At 71.7% G+C, this 14,669-nt stretch carries 17 protein-coding genes; 8 read left to right on the forward strand and 9 right to left on the reverse strand.

What is annotated here, in order from left to right; all coding sequences use genetic code 11:
• Positions 1-59: 59 nt before the first annotated feature.
• Both B0I28_RS02425 and B0I28_RS02430 read right to left on the reverse strand, forming a co-directional pair.
• Positions 60-545, reverse strand: a complete 486-nt coding sequence (locus B0I28_RS02425) for an NUDIX domain-containing protein (RefSeq protein ID WP_106362205.1) — start codon at positions 543-545, stop codon at positions 60-62.
• A 67-nt stretch (positions 546-612) separates the two neighbouring features.
• Positions 613-1,737 carry a cytochrome P450 gene (locus B0I28_RS02430; protein WP_219926509.1) on the reverse strand — a complete coding sequence of 375 codons (1,125 nt, stop codon included), beginning with the start codon at positions 1,735-1,737 and terminating at the stop codon, positions 613-615.
• 156 nt (positions 1,738-1,893) lie between these two features.
• On the opposite strand from B0I28_RS02430, the gene B0I28_RS02435 reads away from it, so the two are divergent.
• Positions 1,894-3,243 carry a flavin-containing monooxygenase gene (locus B0I28_RS02435; RefSeq protein WP_245888855.1) on the forward strand — a complete coding sequence of 450 codons (1,350 nt, stop codon included), beginning with the start codon at positions 1,894-1,896 and terminating at the stop codon, positions 3,241-3,243.
• The gene (locus B0I28_RS02440) at positions 3,240-3,869 is read left to right on the forward strand and encodes a hypothetical protein (RefSeq protein ID WP_106362206.1); all 630 of its coding nucleotides are present in this window, start codon (positions 3,240-3,242) and stop codon (positions 3,867-3,869) included. Before B0I28_RS02435 ends, B0I28_RS02440 begins: the two co-directional genes overlap by 4 nt.
• A gap of 106 nt (positions 3,870-3,975) precedes the next feature.
• Here the strand turns inward: B0I28_RS02440 and B0I28_RS02445 are convergent, their stop codons facing one another.
• A complete protein-coding gene (locus B0I28_RS02445) occupies positions 3,976-4,470 on the reverse strand; it encodes a hypothetical protein (protein WP_106362207.1) in 495 nt (164 codons plus the stop codon).
• Positions 4,463-5,233: an alpha/beta hydrolase gene (locus B0I28_RS02450; RefSeq protein WP_219926510.1), complete on the reverse strand. Its 771-nt coding sequence runs from the start codon at positions 5,231-5,233 to the stop codon at positions 4,463-4,465. Before B0I28_RS02450 ends, B0I28_RS02445 begins: the two co-directional genes overlap by 8 nt.
• A gap of 212 nt (positions 5,234-5,445) precedes the next feature.
• Here B0I28_RS02450 and B0I28_RS02455 point away from each other — a divergent pair, with 212 nt between their 5' ends.
• A complete protein-coding gene (locus B0I28_RS02455) occupies positions 5,446-6,126 on the forward strand; it encodes a lysophospholipid acyltransferase family protein (RefSeq protein ID WP_106362614.1) in 681 nt (226 codons plus the stop codon).
• A gap of 23 nt (positions 6,127-6,149) precedes the next feature.
• On the opposite strand, the gene B0I28_RS02460 is transcribed toward B0I28_RS02455, so the two are convergent.
• A complete protein-coding gene (locus B0I28_RS02460; RefSeq protein ID WP_198667126.1) occupies positions 6,150-6,839 on the reverse strand; it encodes a Crp/Fnr family transcriptional regulator in 690 nt (229 codons plus the stop codon).
• A gap of 327 nt (positions 6,840-7,166) precedes the next feature.
• Here B0I28_RS02460 and B0I28_RS02465 point away from each other — a divergent pair, with 327 nt between their 5' ends.
• From B0I28_RS02465 to B0I28_RS02475, 3 genes are all read left to right on the forward strand, one after another.
• On the forward strand, positions 7,167-7,715 hold the full coding sequence (locus B0I28_RS02465; protein WP_106362208.1) for a polyadenylate-specific 3'-exoribonuclease AS: 549 nt from the start codon (positions 7,167-7,169) through the stop codon (positions 7,713-7,715).
• Positions 7,716-7,825: 110 nt separating this feature from the next.
• Positions 7,826-8,851, forward strand: coding sequence for a 6-phosphofructokinase (locus tag B0I28_RS02470; protein ID WP_106362209.1), 1,026 nt, complete (start codon positions 7,826-7,828; stop codon positions 8,849-8,851).
• Positions 8,852-8,996: 145 nt separating this feature from the next.
• A complete protein-coding gene (locus tag B0I28_RS02475) occupies positions 8,997-9,431 on the forward strand; it encodes a hypothetical protein (RefSeq protein WP_106362210.1) in 435 nt (144 codons plus the stop codon).
• A gap of 21 nt (positions 9,432-9,452) precedes the next feature.
• On the opposite strand, the gene B0I28_RS02480 is transcribed toward B0I28_RS02475, so the two are convergent.
• From B0I28_RS02480 to B0I28_RS02490, 3 genes are all read right to left on the reverse strand, one after another.
• The gene (locus tag B0I28_RS02480) at positions 9,453-9,842 is read right to left on the reverse strand and encodes a hypothetical protein (protein WP_146147943.1); all 390 of its coding nucleotides are present in this window, start codon (positions 9,840-9,842) and stop codon (positions 9,453-9,455) included.
• Between the two features lie 235 nt (positions 9,843-10,077).
• Positions 10,078-10,926, reverse strand: a complete 849-nt coding sequence (locus B0I28_RS02485) for a bifunctional 5,10-methylenetetrahydrofolate dehydrogenase/5,10-methenyltetrahydrofolate cyclohydrolase (protein ID WP_106362212.1) — start codon at positions 10,924-10,926, stop codon at positions 10,078-10,080.
• Complete coding sequence (locus B0I28_RS02490; protein ID WP_106362213.1) at positions 10,923-11,546, reverse strand: cyclodeaminase/cyclohydrolase family protein; 624 nt, start codon at positions 11,544-11,546, stop codon at positions 10,923-10,925. The genes B0I28_RS02485 and B0I28_RS02490 overlap by 4 nt, the downstream gene beginning before the upstream one ends.
• Before the next feature lie 144 nt (positions 11,547-11,690).
• On the opposite strand from B0I28_RS02490, the gene B0I28_RS02495 reads away from it, so the two are divergent.
• Both B0I28_RS02495 and B0I28_RS02500 read left to right on the forward strand, forming a co-directional pair.
• Positions 11,691-13,073: a class II 3-deoxy-7-phosphoheptulonate synthase gene (locus B0I28_RS02495; protein WP_219926511.1), complete on the forward strand. Its 1,383-nt coding sequence runs from the start codon at positions 11,691-11,693 to the stop codon at positions 13,071-13,073.
• Positions 13,074-13,104: 31 nt separating this feature from the next.
• The gene (locus B0I28_RS02500; protein ID WP_106362215.1) at positions 13,105-14,142 is read left to right on the forward strand and encodes an LLM class flavin-dependent oxidoreductase; all 1,038 of its coding nucleotides are present in this window, start codon (positions 13,105-13,107) and stop codon (positions 14,140-14,142) included.
• Here B0I28_RS02500 and B0I28_RS02505 read toward each other — a convergent pair.
• Complete coding sequence (locus B0I28_RS02505; RefSeq protein WP_106362216.1) at positions 14,099-14,662, reverse strand: hypothetical protein; 564 nt, start codon at positions 14,660-14,662, stop codon at positions 14,099-14,101. The two genes, B0I28_RS02500 and B0I28_RS02505, sit on opposite strands and share 44 nt — an antisense overlap.
• Positions 14,663-14,669: the final 7 nt, after the last annotated feature.

The following is a 14,669-nucleotide window of genomic DNA, read 5'->3' on the forward strand; positions in this document are numbered from 1 at the left end:
GCGGGCGCCCCTACCCCCGGCGCCCGCATCGCGCGACGGTCGTTCCGAGCCCTGTTCCCCTAGGCCGACACCGGATCAGGCTCCGCCCGCCGCGCCAGGTACCGCGGCACCGCGGCCTCCAGGAGCCAGTCCAGCCCCCAGTCGATCCCCGACTCCCCGATCGGACGGAACTCCGCGCGCATCCGCAGCCCGTCGTCGCCGTCCCCGGTGTGCGGGACCGTGTGCTCCCACGCGTCGCGCGGGTCCGTCGTGGTCATCCACGAGTACGTGTTCACCTGGTAGTCGTAGGCGATCCAGTCGACCTTCATCAGCTTGGAGCCCAGCACCTCCCCGAACATGAGATCCCGGACGCCGGTCTCCTCGGCGGCCTCGCGCATCGCCGTCTCGCCGGGCGTCTCGCCCGGCCGCGCCCCGCCGCCGGGGACCTGCACGCCGGCTTCGGGGCGGTCGACGTGGAGCATCACGAGCACTTCCGTCCCACTCGGTCCTTCCCGGAGGACGTAGGCGGTGCCGCGCTGGCGGAACTTCAAGAATCGCTCAGACATCCCGCCAGTCTGGCAAGCGCATGCACCGCGCTGCAACGCATTAGCGCGCCGTTCGGCCCCGCGTCGTTCAGCCAGCCAGCCGCACCACGAGCGGGCTCGGCATCCGGAACGACAGGTTCGGGTCGCTCACCGGCGCCGCGACCACCGTGCAGCGCGGGAGCAGCGGCGCCAGCTCCGCCACCACGACCTCCGCCTCCAGGCGCGACAGCTGGCTCCCCAGGCACCGGTGCGCGCCCGCCCCGAACGCGAGGTGGCGCCGCGACCCGCGCTGGCCCGGGACCAGGTGCGCCGGGCACGCGGCGACGCCCTCGTCGGCGCCCGCGGCGGCCAGCCACACCAGGACCGAGTCCCCGGCCGCGACCGGCACGTCGCCGATCTCGGTGTCCCGCAACGCGACCCGCCGCCACGACGTGATCGGAGGGAGCAGCCGCAGGCCCTCCTCCACGATCAACGCGGGCTCGTGGGCGAGCAGCGCGGGCTCCTCGACGAGCCGGTGCAGCAGCAGCGTCAGGAACTGCGAAGTCGTCTCCTGGCCCGCCACCAGCAGGAAGAACAGCGCCGCGGTCGCGGCGTCCTCCCCGTACGCCTCGCGCACGTCCCCGGCGGCGCCGCCCGAGACCGCGGCCCAGCCGCGGAGCATCGCGTGGAACGGCCCCACGGCTTCGGCGAGCTCCCGTTGGCGCGCAGGCGAAGGGTCGCCCCAGAACAGCTCCAGCGCCGCCCGGCTGAAGCGCTTGACCTCGGCGGTCGCCGACGCCTCGAAGTCCAGCAGGCGCGCGAGCGCGGCGAGCGGAATCTCCGAGGACACGGCCGCGTCGAGGTCCACGTCCTCCCCGGCCCGGAGCCGGTGCGCCGCAACGGCGACGGTGCGCCGCGCGAGGCCGGTGAGCCACGGACGCAGCGCCGCGACGCGCGCAGGCGCGAACACCTCGCCGAAGCGCTCGCGGATCGGGCCGTGCGTCGCAGTGTCGTTGTTGGCGAGGGTGGCGGGGAGCCGGAACCGGTGCGAGGCGAGCTCGCGGAGCGCCCCGGCGGGGACCGGGACCACCGCGTCCAGGGCGTTCGCCGCCGAGAACCGCTCCCGGTCGGCGAGGACCTCGCGGGCGAGGCGGTGCGAGGCGACCACGACCTGCCCGTCGCGCCGGAACACCGGGGCTGCGGGGCGCGGATGTTTCCACAGCTCGAACAGCACGAGCGGAGCCTACCTCCCCCGAAAGTACGAGGCCCGCTCACGGTAATCTGCTTGCAGTCTTTCGGCGCATTTCACCCCGGACGGCCGCCCCCGGGCGCGCCGCGGGGGCGCCGTCCGGCGCAGGACCCGACATGCCCACAGAAGGAGACCGTTCCCTTGCAGGAGTACTCCTCCCAGGCCGCGTACGACCGCGGCGAGGCCGTCTGCGTGATCGGCGCCGGGGCCGCGGGCCTCATCGCCGTCAAGAACCTCCGCGAGAACGGCTTCGAAGTGGACTGCTACGAGCGGGACACCGTCCTCGGCGGCCTGTGGAACCCGCAGAACCAGCACAGCCCGCTGTACCCGAACACGCACCTCGTGACCTCCCGGTCCCAGACCGAGATCCCCGACTTCCCGATGCCCGACGACTGGCCCGACTACCCGTCCTCGGCGCAGATGCTCACCTACTTGACCGCGTACGCCAAGCACTTCGGGCTCTCCGAGCACATCTGGTACGGCTCCGAGATCTCCCACGTCGAGCCCGTCGAGGGCTCCCGCTTCGAGGTCGTCGTCAAGCCCGCCGCGGGCAACGCCGCCCGGCGCCTGCGCTACGCCGCGGTCATCATCGCCACCGGCCACCACTGGTCCCCGAACCTCCCGTCCTACCCGGGCCTCGACCAGTTCCGCGGCACCGTCCTCCACTCCTCGCAGCTGAAGGACCCGTCCCGCCTGCGCGGCAAGCACGTCCTCGTCATCGGCGGCGGGAACTCCGGCACCGACATCGCGTGCGAAGCGGCCGTCAACGCCGCCTCCTGCACCCATTCAGTGCGCCGCGGCTCCTGGCACCTGCCGAAGTACCTCGGCGGCGAGCCCGGCGACTTCGCGCTCGCGCGCGTCGGCGGACGCCCGAAGTTCCTGCGCCGCTTCCTGACCGACCGCCTTCTCAAGGGCCCCGCGAGCCTCGCCGCCCGCATGGGGATCGTCCCGGAGGGGAAGCCGTTCGCGGAGGAGCCGGTGCGCAACGGCCGCTACATGGAGCACGTCGGCGACGGCTCGATCCGCCGCCGCGGCGAGGTCGCGCGCTTCGACGGGTTCGACGTGGCGTTCGCCGACGGCACCGAGATCCGCCCCGACCTGGTCGTCCTCGCCACCGGGTACCGGCCCAAGTTCACGTCGGTCGACCCGAAGCTCCTCGGCATCCAGGACGAGTCGCCGTACCCGAACCTGTACGCGCGCATGTTCTCCCCGAAGATGGAGACCCTCGCCGTCGCGGGCCTCGTGGAACCCGGCGTCGGCGTCCTCCCCATCGTCCACTGGCAGACCCACGCCATCGCCCACTGGCTGCTGGTGCGCAAGAGCGACCCCGAGCGCGCCGCGAACTTCCGCGTCCAGGTCCGCACCGAGGCCGAGCAGGACACCGCCCCGGCCGGGACGTCGCCGCGCCACCGGCTCGCCGTCGACGCCGCCACCTACCTCGCCAGCCTCGGCCGCATCATCGACACCCTCGAACAGGAGCCCGCCAAATGAGCCTCGCCGCCTGGGTCCGGCGCGCCCGCACCCCCGCCCCCGCGCCGGTCGCGCGCGAGTACGCCTACCTCGAACCGGCCGACCTCTTCGACATGGAGATCAAGGACGACCCCGAGGCCAGCCCCGTCCTGTGCTGCACCGGCGACCCCGCCGGGGCCGCGGCCTTCCAGGCCCTGTGGCTCAAGCGGATCGCGGGAACGGGCCGGTACGCCGCGTCGGTGAGCGTCCGCGGCCAGGGCGGCACGCCCGCCGCCGACGGCGGCCTCGAAGCGCGCGCCCACGACCTCGTCCAGGCCGCGGTCACCGTGCCCCGCCAGACCGTCCTCATCGGCCACAAGGAGGGCGCGGCCTGGGCCGCGCTCGCCGCGGGCCGCTACCCGGCCGCCGCGCTCGTCCTCGTCTCACCGCAGAAGGTCCCGAAGGAGCCCCCGACCCCCGTCGGCGGCCCGCCGGTCCTCCTCGTCGTCGCCGAAGCCGAGACCCAGACGAAGGAGGTGCAGGCCGTCGCCGACGCCTACGGCATCGCGCCCCTCACCTTCGCCGGCTCCCCCGACGACGTCTTCAAAGGCGCCGGCGCCGAAGGACTCCTCGACGCGATCCTCTCCTGGCTCGCCCGAAAGGAATAGCCCCGGCGCACGCCAAGGGCCCGACGGGGCGCTGGGGAAGGCCCCCCGTTTTCCAAGCTACTGGCGGGAACCTGAAGGGGAGCTGAAGCGCGTCCCCCGAAAGGGGTCAGACGACCGCGCCGTCGTCGGTGTCGTCGGGGTCCTTGTCCGGGCGCAGGCGACTGATGAGCAGCCACACGCCGATGAGGAACCCCACGAAGCCGACCAGGCGGCCCGGGGTCGTCCCCAGCGGCGCGATGCCCGGGTTCACCAGCAGCGCCAGACCGGCGATGACGAGCAGCACCCCGCCCACCGCGGGCAGGCTCGGCCACGGGACCGGCGGCGGTTCCGGCGGGTCGTAGTCGTCCTCGTCGTCATCCGGCAGGTCCGCGTCCCACAGCTCCAGCAGGCCCGGCTCCTCATCGGACGACGACATCCGCGACGGCGGCGTCACCGCCTCCGCCGCGACCTCCTCCTCCGGCTCCGGCGACTGCGACAGCGTCGGGTCCTCAAGGCCCGCCACCAGCTCCGCGAACCGGCGGTCCACGTCCTCCGGCAGCAGCTCGCCCTCCCGGCCGTCCTCCTGGCCGCCGGCCTCGGGCTCCTCGCCCCGATCAGTCATGGACCGACCGCGCCTTCGCCAGCTGCCGCTCCATGAACGCGACACTCCCCGAGAAGATCGTCTCCGCGTCGTAGTCCAGCGTCGCCACATGGAAGCTCCGCGGCAGCACCGTCGACTCCACGTCCTTCGACCGCACCCCCGCGCGCACCACCGCGCTGTTCCGCGGATTCACCACATGGTCCTGCGCACTCGTGAACAGCCGCAACGGCACCGTCACCCGCGCCAGCTCCGGCCGCGTCACCTTCCACAACCGCCGCAGCGACACGTACGCCGCCACCGGGGTCCGGTCGGTCGTCTTCTCCCGCACGTCGGGCTTGTTCAGGTCCGACCCGATCGCCGCGACGCTCGGCATCACATACCGCAGCACCGGCGCCAGGAACCCCTCGCGCTTCGAGTCGAAGATCGCCGGGTTCACCAGCACCAGCCCCGCTAGGTCGCCCCCGCGCTGCTCCGCCAGCCGCAGGCACAGCGACCCGCCCATCGACAGGCCCCCCGCGAACACCGGAAGGCCCAGCGCCAGCGCCTCGTCGAGCGCCTCCTCCAGGCGGGCGTACCACTGCTGCCACGTCGACTTCGCCAGCACCTGCCACGTCTCGCCGTGCCCCGGCAGGAGCGGCGCGATCACGTTGAAGCCCGCGTCCCGCAGGTGCTCGCCCCACGGCCGCATCGACGCCGGATCCGACGTGAACCCGTGGCACAGCAGCATCGTGGCCTTGGCGTCAGGTCCGAGGTCGAACGCGAACTCCTCGGAATCGATCGTCACGTCGCCTCCCGGATCGCCGAATGTGGGGCGCCGGACCCGCCCGGCCCGGAGCGGCCCGGGGCCGCGGCCGGGGAGGTCCCTTTTCGCGCTGCGTGCCCATTCTCGCACGCGCCCGCCCCGCCCTGCCACCGCTCAAGGCGCGCGACCGGCCCGCCCCGGGCGGACGCCGGTCCGCCGGATTGACCGATGCCGATACGCTTGGACCCGTGATCATGTGGTGGTTTCTGAAGGCGACACTGGGGTCGCTGCTGTGGGTGGTCTACCGCCCGAAGGTCGACGGGCTCGAACACGTCCCCGACGACGGCCCGGCGATCCTGGCCTCCAACCACCTCGCCGTGACCGACTCCTTCTTCATGCCCCTGGTCCTCACGCGCCGGGTCACCTTCATCGCGAAAGAGGAGTACTTCACCGGCACCGGCTTCAAAGGCTGGTTCGTGCGCACCTTCATGAACGCCGTCGGCGCGATCCCCGTCGACCGCGCCGGAGGCGACGCCGCCAACGTCTCCCTCGACACCGGCAAGCGCATCCTCACCGAAGGCCGCCTGTTCGGCATCTACCCCGAGGGCACCCGCTCGCCCGACGGCCGCCTGTACAGGGGCAAGACCGGCGTCGCCCGCCTCGCCCTCCAGACCGGCGCCCCGGTCGTGCCGGTCGCCATGCTCAACACGGGCGAACTCCAGCCCATCGGCCGCCGCATCCCCCGGATCGGCCGCGTGCGCATCAAGTTCGGGCCGCCCCTCGACTTCCACCGCTACAGCGGCCTCGTGGGCGACCGGTTCATCGAGCGCGCCGTCACCGACGAGGTCATGGACGCCCTCCGCGAGCTCACCGGCCAGGACTACGTCGACGAGTACGCCGCGAACGTCAAGAAGCGCCAGCAGCAGAAGGAATAGTCGGTACCGCTGACCCGAACCTCTTACTCGGGTCCTCCGAAGCCCGCCCGCCGCCGCAGCGCGGGCAGGTCCACCACCACGATCTTGCGGCCCTCCGTCCGCAGCCAGCCCCGGTTCGCGAAGATCCCTATCGCCTGGTTCACGCTCTGGCGCGACCCGCCCGCCATCTCCGCCAGCTGCGTCTGGTTCAGCTCGATCGTCGTCATCGGCGACGAGTGCTGCTCCGCCAGACGCACCAGCGTCTTCGCGACCCGGCCCGGCAGATCCAGGAACACGTGGTCCGAGGACTGCTCCGTCAGCCGCCGCACGATCATGCCCATCGACCGCAGCACCGCGTCGAGCATCTTCGGGTTGCCGTGCACCAGCTCCAGGAACGACGAGCGCGCCAGCGCCAGCGCCGACGTGTCCTCCAGGGCCTCCGCGCTGGCCGACCGGGGGGAGCCGTCGAGGAGGGAGACCTCGCCGAGGACCTCGGGGGCGCGGGCGACGTGGAGCATGGCCCGCTCGCCGGTGGCCGCGGTGCGGAAGACGCTGACGGCGCCGGAGCGGATCATGATGAGCGACTCGCCCGGCTCGCCCTCGAAGAACAGGAGGTGCCCGCGCCGGTAGTGGCGCTGCACGGCCACGCCCGCGATCTGCCGCCGCGCCTGCGGGTCGAGGCCGGCGAACATGGCGACGCCTGCAAGCGGGTCTTCAGATGGGCTGACACCCATAGTTCTCCCCCTTCGGTGGGTCCCGGGTCGCGGGTTCCCTCCGATGATCGCTGTCTTTTCCGTCGTTGTACAGAGCCCGGTGTCGGAAACTTCACGCTCCGTTGGGTCGTGTGTCCAGACGGTGCACTTGTCGCTCGGCCGCGCGTACGATCGAGTCTACGTGCTTTCGCGTTGATTGTCCGGTATCGCGCTTCTCATATGCAGATTGCGAGGTCAGATTCCGGCTGCCTGATCGTATGGCGTAGCGTCGACTCCAGCCCGGCGACATACGGGCGGGTCCCGATTCGGGCTGAACAGACCGCCCGTGATCATACGAAAGGCCGATGCGTGGCGTACCGCTACTTCTACGACACCGAGTTCATCGAGGACGGTCGCACGATCGACCTGGTCTCGATCGCGGTCGTCGACGAGCACGGCCGCGAGTACTACGCCGTGTCGACCGAGTTCGACCCGTCGCGGGCGATCGAGTGGGTGCGGCGCAACGTCCTCGACAAGCTCCCGGCACCGTCGAGCCACCTGTGGAAGGACCGGGCGACGATCCGCGACGAGCTGTACGAGTTCCTGGTCGGGCCGGTGCGCCGCAAGACCGGCAGCCACCCGGGGGAGCGGGTGGAGCTGTGGGCGTGGATCGGCGCGTACGACCACGTCGTGCTCGCGCAGCTGTGGGGGACGATGCCGGAGCTGCCGCGCGCGCTGCCGCGGATGACGAAGGACCTGCGCCAGCGCTGGGAGGACCTGGGGCGCCCGGACCTGCCGGTGACCCCGGACGCGGACATGCACGACGCGTTGACCGACGCGAAACTGAATCTGGCCCGGTGGAAGGCCATGGAGGCGGTGCGCGGGGACCGCTCGGGCGTCGTCGAGTCCCACCGCTGAACCCCGTCCTGAACCCCTGGTCGCCGCTCCCGGGCCCCGATATATGGTGGGCGAAGTTTCGGCAATGAGGCCGCCCAGTTAACAGTCCTCACTTCTAGGGAGTTAGACGCATGCGCATTGGCGTGCTCACCGGCGGCGGCGACTGCCCCGGTCTCAACGCGGTCATCCGAGCCGCTGTCCGTAAGGGCACCAAGGAATACGGCCACGAGTTCGTGGGCTTCCGCTACGGCTGGAGGGGCCCGATCGAGGGCATCACCCAGGAGCTGAACTGGGACGTTGTCGAGAACATCCTCGACCAGGGCGGCACCATCCTCCACTCCTCGCGGACGAACCCCTACAAGATCGAGGGCGGCGTCGAGGCCATCAAGAAGAACATGGCCGACCTGGGCGTGGACGCGCTCATCGCCATCGGCGGCGAGGACACCCTGGGCGTGGCCACGAAGCTGACCGCCGACGGCGTGAACTGCGTGGGCGTGCCGAAGACCATCGACAACGACCTGTCGGGCACGGACTACACGTTCGGCTTCGACACGGCCGTGAACATCGCGACCGAGGCCATCGACCGCCTGTGGACGACCGCCGACTCGCACGACCGCTGCATCGTCGTGGAGATCATGGGCCGCCACGCGGGCTGGATGACGCTGCACGCGGGCATCGCGGGCGGCGCGAACGTGACCCTCATCCCCGAGGTCGCCTTCGACATCGAGAAGGTTGCGGCGTTCGTCAAGGACCGCAAGGAGGCCGGGAAGGCCACCATCGTCGCGGTGTCCGAGGGCGCGCACGCCCAGGAGGGCATGGTGCTCAAGGACGGCGAGGTCGACGCGTTCGGCCACGTCAAGCTCGGCGGCGTGGGCGACTGGGTCGCGGCGGAGATCAAGGAGCGCGCCGGCATCGAGACCCGCGCGATCATCCTCGGCCACCTCCAGCGCGGCGGCACCCCGACGGCGTTCGACCGCGTCCTGGCGACGCGCCTCGGCCTCGAAGCCGCCGACGCGGTCAACGAGGGCGACTTCGGCAAGATGATGGCGCTCCAGGGCACCAACGTCGTGCGCATCCCGATCCACGAGGGCACCGACGTGCTCAAGACCGTTCCGGTCGAGCGCTACGCCGACGCCGAGGTCTTCTTCGGCGTCTAGCGCACCCCGAAGGCCGGTCCTATCCGCTGGGGTGGGCCCCCGTTTTCAACGCTACCTGCGGGTTCCTGAAGGGGAGCTGAAGACGGACCGGCCACAAAGCACTGCGAATGCGCAACCGCGGGCGCGTCCGGTCGTTAGACCGGGCGTGCCCGTCGCTTTCACCGAGTCCATCGCGCAGAGGGAAATCGGCGAGATCCCGCATCTCGCCGATTTCACGTTCCACAAGACCCTTCGAGACGTCGACTTCGAGGGCGTCCCGGTCAAGGGCCTCGACGCCGACTTCTACCGGCGCCCGGTCGGGGACCGGCTGCTCAGCGTCGGGGTCTACCGGTTCGGGGGGAGCGAGACCCACCGGGCCTGGGGCTGGGTCGGCGAGGCGCACTGCTCGTGGCACGCCTACCGGGACCCCGGCACGGGCGGGTTCGACGGGCCGTTCGCGGGATGCCCGCTGCTGCGGGTGATCCTCGACGGCCGGCGGGCCCGCGGGTTCGAGCTGGGCCCTGACGGCCCGGCCCGGCGGTTCCTCGTCGATCCGGAGGATGGAGTTGTGGCGGGCGCGGTCACCGCGCGCCCGGTCTGACCGGCCCCTGCCGGGCCGGGGTCATTCCCCTTCGGCGGCCTGCGCGTCGGCCGCTTCGGCGCGCTCCAGGCGGGTGGCCCGCCGCGTGTAGACGATGGCCGCGGCCGTGATCGCCAGCCCGAAGAACAGGCCGGTGCCCGCGAACAGGGACGAAGCGCTCGGCGAGAACCCGAGGATCGCCACCGGCACCTGCACGATGCCGATCAGCCCCACCAGGAGCCACTTGTTCTGGCCCCGCCCCCACAGCAGCGCCGTCCAAATGGGCGCGACCACGATGGCCAGGGTCGCGATGTCGAGCGCCCAGTGCAGCACCGGGTTGTGGACCCGGTCGTGCTGGAACGCCATCGCCGGGCTCGACACCGCCAGGATCATGGCGGCGACGGTCGCCACGAATGCAAGACGACGTGTCATTCGTGACCTCCTTTGCGTGCGAAGCCTTAACGCTACGTCCAGTAGTCGCCCATGTCTGTCGGGTATCCGCCACTAGCCGGACCGGGTTCGCCCCGCTTCAGCTTCCCTTCAGGTTCTCCTGTGTAGCTTGGGAAACCGGGGGGCCTTCCCCAGGGCGCCCGGCGGTCTCCGTGGTGCGCGCGAACGGCCGGGAGCCCAGCGGGCTCCCGGCCGTTCGCGTCGCAGTACTGCGGGTTTACGGGTGGGTCTTGGACAGCTCCGCCGCTTCGACCGTGTGGCGCAAGAGGAGCGCCGTGGTCACGGGGCCGACGCCGCCGGGGACCGGGGTGAGGCGGCCCGCGACCGGGGCGACCGCGGCGTAGTCGACGTCGCCGACCAGGCCGCCGTCGTCGGTCGGGTTGGTGCCCACGTCGATGACGGTGGCGCCGGGCTTCACGAAGTCGGCGCCGATCATGCCCGCGCGGCCGACGGCCGCGACCAGGATGTCCGCTTCGCGGCAGACCGCGGCGAGGTCCTTCGTCCGCGAGTGGCACACGGTCACCGTCGCGGACTCGTTGAGCAGCAGCAGCGCCGCGGGCTTGCCGACCACCGTCGAGCGGCCCACGACCACGGCCCGTGTGCCCGCCAGCTCCAGGTCCTCGCGCTTGAGCAGCTCCAAGACGGCCGCGGCGGTCGCCGGGGCCCACGTGCGGCGGCCCTGCGCGAGGCGCCCCAGGCCCTCGGAGTTCGCGCCGTCGATGTCCTTGAACGGGCTGATGTACCACCCGACCTCGGGCAGCGTCACCCCTTCGGGCAGCGGCGTCTGGCAGATGATCCCGTGCACGTCGGGGTCCGCGGACAGCTCCTGGAGCTTCGCGATGATCTCGCCCTTGCCGGGCGCGTCGAGCTGCTCGATGCGGCAGTCGACGCCCTCCTTCTCGGCGGCCTTCTTGATGGACCGCACGTACCAGGCGGTGCCCTCGTCGTCGGTCGGCACGACGACCGCGAGCGTCGGCGCCGTCCCCTCCGCGCGCAGCTTCGCCGCCGCCGCGGCCACGTCTGCGCGGATCGCCTTGGCGACCGCGCGCCCGTCGATGTCGCTCATGCGCGGATCCGCTTCGCCACGGCGTGCATGATCGCCTCGGCCTGCACCTTCGCCTGGAGCGCCTCGTTCAGGGCGCCCGCGAGCCGCTCGCGCTCGGCCTGGTCCTTGATCGACACCAGGTTGATGTCCACGTTCAGCGCGGCCGACTCCAGCGCCGACTTCGCCGCCGACGCCGCCACGGCCACATCGGACAGCACGTTCGGGTTGGAGCCCTCCAGGATCCGCCCCGACAGCTTGATGACCTCCGCGGCGACCCGCGCGACCGCGAGCGGCACCGCCGCGGCCTCGACCAGGCCCACCTGGATCGCCGCGGTCCGCGCGGCCTTCTCCTCGTCGGAGGACTTCGGGAGCTTGTACGCGGCCACGACGCCGGAGAACGCCTCGGCGTCGTCCTCGGCGAGCTGGAGCGCCTCGCCCCGGAGCCGCTCGGCCTCGGCCAGGACCTCCCGCATCACCGCCTCGTGCTCCGCGAACTTCGGCTTCCCGATCGTCAGGTTGCACACCATGGAGACCAGGGCGGCGCCCATGGCCGCGTTCACCCCCGCCGCGGCGCCCCCGCCGGGCGCCGGCTTGTCCGACGCGAGGTCGGACAGCCACTCATCAATCGTCGTCTTACGCACCCGACCAGCCTAGACGCGCCCCCAAAGGTGGGATGTCTGCGCGACCCCGAGTGTGTCGCGGCGGCCGGTCCGGGCAGTGGCCCAACCCATGGGATTGCCAAATCGGTGTCACCGCCGCCGGTGCGGCCCGCGTACGATATGCGCGTGAACCGCCAATGGCATGACCTGCGAAACCCCGGTCTCGTCCCCGTCGTCGCCGACGAGGAGGAAGCCGAGCGCTATCAGCTCGACGCCTGGCGGGACCTGCCCCGAGAGCAGGTCCCCCCGTGGCCCGACTACGCCGAGGTCGAGGACGTGACCGGCGTGCTCGCCGCCGTCCCGCCGATCGTCGCGCCCTACGAGGTCGACCACCTGCGCGAGCGACTCGCCGAGGTGTGCGAGGGCCGCGCGTTCCTCATGCAGGGCGGCGACTGCGCCGAGACGTTCATCGACAACACCGAGCACCACGTCCTCGCGAACATGCGCACGCTCCTCCAGATGGCGGTCGTGCTCACCTACGGCGCGTCGCTCCCGGTCGTCAAGGTCGGCCGCATCGCCGGCCAGTACTCCAAGCCGCGCTCGGCCGCGACCGACTCGCTCGGCCTGCCCGTGTACCGCGGCGACATGTTCAACTCGCTCGAAGCGACCGAGGAGGCCCGGGTCGTCGACCCGCAGCGGATGATCCGCGCCTACGCCAACTCCGCCGCGACCATGAACATGCTCCGCGCCTACCTGCGCGGCGGCCTCGCCGACCTCATGGCCGTCCACGACTGGAACAAGGACTTCGTGCGCACCTCCCCGGCCGGGGAGCGGTACGAGGCCATCGGCCGCGAGATCGACCGGGCCGTGCGCTTCATGGCCGCGTGCGGCGTCGAGGACGACAACCTCCACACCGCCGAGGTCTTCGCGTCCCACGAGATGCTCGCCATCGAGTACGACCGGGCGCTCACCCGCATCTTCGACGGCAAGGCGTACGCCCTGTCCGGCCACATGGTCTGGAACGGCGAGCGCACCCGCCAGCTCGGCGGCGCCCACATCGACTTCCTCTCGCGCGTCGCGAACCCGGTGGGCTGCAAGATCGGCCCCACCGCCACGCCCGAGTGGGTCGTGGAGATGTGCCAGAAGCTCAACCCGGAGAACGTCCCCGGGAAGCTCGTCGTCATCACCCGCATGGGGCACAAGAACGTCCGCACCCTCCTCCCGCCGATCGTCGAGAAGGTCGAGGCCGCCGGGTGCAAGGTCGTGTGGCAGTGCGACCCCATGCACGGCAACACCTACGAGTCCGCGTCCGGGTACAAGACCCGCGCGTTCGACCAGGTCGTCGACGAGGTCCTCGGGTTCTTCGAGGTCCACCGCCGCATCGGGTCCCACCCGGGCGGCATCCACATCGAACTCACCGGCGAGGACGTCACCGAGTGCGTCGGCGGCGCCCAGGAGATCCGCGATGACCAGCTCTCCGACCGGTACGAGACCGCGTGCGACCCGCGCCTGAACACGCAGCAGTCGCTGGAGCTCGCGTTCCTCGTCGCGGAGATGCTGCGCCACTGATCCCGCCCCGCTGACCAATAGAGTGGTGTGCATGAGTGCACACGACGTGTTCCTGCTCGGCGGAGTGTTCCCCGGTACCGCGCCGGCGGAAGCGCTCCGCCGAGTCGTCTCCTATGCGCGCCAAGCCGAAGCATCCGGACTCGACGGCGCCTGGACCGCCGAGCACCACTTCATCGAGTACGGCGCCAGCCCCTCCGCGACCCTCATGGCCGCGCACCTCCTCGCCGCGACCGAGCGCATCCAGATCGGCACGGCCGTCGCCGTCCTCTCCACCCGCCACCCCGTGGCCCTGGGGGAGGAGGCCGCGACGCTCGACGCCCTCGCCCCCGGCCGGTTCCGCCTCGGCGTCGGCCGCGGCGGCCCCTGGATCGACCTCGACGTCTTCGACGCCGGCCTCGACCGGTACGAACGCGGCTTCGAAGAGGGCCTGCGGCTCCTCGCCACCTGGCTTTCCGGCGCCACCGAAGTCGCCCACGCGGGCGAGTTCTTCGACGTCCTGCCCGTCCGCGTCATGCCCCCCGGCTCCGGCGCCCCGCTGTGGGTCGCGGCCACCGGCGAAGGCACCGCCCGGCTCGCCGGACGGCTCGGACTGCCGCTCCTCCTCGGGATGCACGCTCCAGACGAAGAGCACCGCTCGCTGATCGGAGCATGGCGCACCGAAGCCGAGGCCGCCGGACACGACCCCGACGCCGCCGAGCACGTCTCGACGCACCTCGCCCAGGTCGCCGACACTCCCGCAGACGTCGACCGCCTCCGCGAATCCCTCACCGAGCTGCTCGTCCGCGGCACCGGCCAGTACGTGTCCCTCAAGCCCGGCCGCACCCAGCGCGACCACGGCGCGTACGTGGACTGGATGATCGGTCGCCACGCCGTCGGCACCGCTTCCCATGTGGCCGAACGCCTCGCGGCCTCCGCCGATGCCACCGGCGTCGCCCGGCAGCTCCTCCTCGTGGAAGGCTGCGGCGACCCGGACGCGGTGCGCGACAACGTCGCCGCCCTCGGGGCGGCCCTGGCGCCCGCGGGGACTAGTACGGCCGGAACTGCGGCGCCTGCGGCGGCAGGCCCTTGAGCGGATCGCGGCCCTTCTGCCGGAACCACTGGTTCGCCGAGCCCGTGAACAGGCACAGGAGCGTCACGATCGGCATCGACAGCCCCAGCAGCGTCCAGACGAGCCGCGACCCGTCGACCACCGAGGCCTCCATGTCGCCGACCCGGAACCCGGCGTACAAGCCGTAGAACCCGGTCACGATCGACCCGAGCATGAGCAGGATCGTCGTGACCTGCGCCCAGCGCCGCCCCGTGCCGATCTTCACCGCGAGGATCCCGTACAGGATCACGATCATGATCGTCACCGCGATCACGACGACGAGCAGCGCCGCGAGGTCCTCGAAGCCTTCGGAGAGGTCCTCCTCGAACCCGAAGTCGTCGAAGTCGACGGAGGTCCAGAACAACCCGATCGTCCCGGTCCCCGCCCCGCAGCAGATCAGGAACGAGAACTGGAGCCACATCATCACCTGCGCGGCGGTGACGGTGCCGGGCTTGCGATGCAGCAGCTCCGGCGGCAGCGGCGTGGAAGGCGGGGTCAGCATGGGCGGG

The organism is Glycomyces artemisiae (assembly GCF_003002955.1).
GTDB lineage: Bacteria > Actinomycetota > Actinomycetes > Mycobacteriales > Micromonosporaceae > Glycomyces > Glycomyces artemisiae.

What these genes read in the sequence shown, in the direction of transcription:
- B0I28_RS02505 (WP_106362216.1), bottom strand. Translation starts at nt 14,662, where the DNA reads ATGCTGACCCCGCCTTCCACGCCGCTGCCGCCGGAGCTGCTGCATCGC.
- B0I28_RS02455 (WP_106362614.1), top strand. Translation starts at nt 5,446, where the DNA reads ATGTGGTGGTTTCTGAAGGCGACACTGGGGTCGCTGCTGTGGGTGGTC.
- B0I28_RS02440 (WP_106362206.1), top strand. Translation starts at nt 3,240, where the DNA reads ATGAGCCTCGCCGCCTGGGTCCGGCGCGCCCGCACCCCCGCCCCCGCG.
- B0I28_RS02460 (WP_198667126.1), bottom strand. Translation starts at nt 6,839, where the DNA reads ATGGGTGTCAGCCCATCTGAAGACCCGCTTGCAGGCGTCGCCATGTTC.
- B0I28_RS02445 (WP_106362207.1), bottom strand. Translation starts at nt 4,470, where the DNA reads ATGACTGATCGGGGCGAGGAGCCCGAGGCCGGCGGCCAGGAGGACGGC.
- B0I28_RS02485 (WP_106362212.1), bottom strand. Translation starts at nt 10,926, where the DNA reads ATGAGCGACATCGACGGGCGCGCGGTCGCCAAGGCGATCCGCGCAGAC.
- B0I28_RS02470 (WP_106362209.1), top strand. Translation starts at nt 7,826, where the DNA reads ATGCGCATTGGCGTGCTCACCGGCGGCGGCGACTGCCCCGGTCTCAAC.
- B0I28_RS02480 (WP_146147943.1), bottom strand. Translation starts at nt 9,842, where the DNA reads ATGACACGTCGTCTTGCATTCGTGGCGACCGTCGCCGCCATGATCCTG.
- B0I28_RS02500 (WP_106362215.1), top strand. Translation starts at nt 13,105, where the DNA reads ATGAGTGCACACGACGTGTTCCTGCTCGGCGGAGTGTTCCCCGGTACC.
- B0I28_RS02425 (WP_106362205.1), bottom strand. Translation starts at nt 545, where the DNA reads ATGTCTGAGCGATTCTTGAAGTTCCGCCAGCGCGGCACCGCCTACGTC.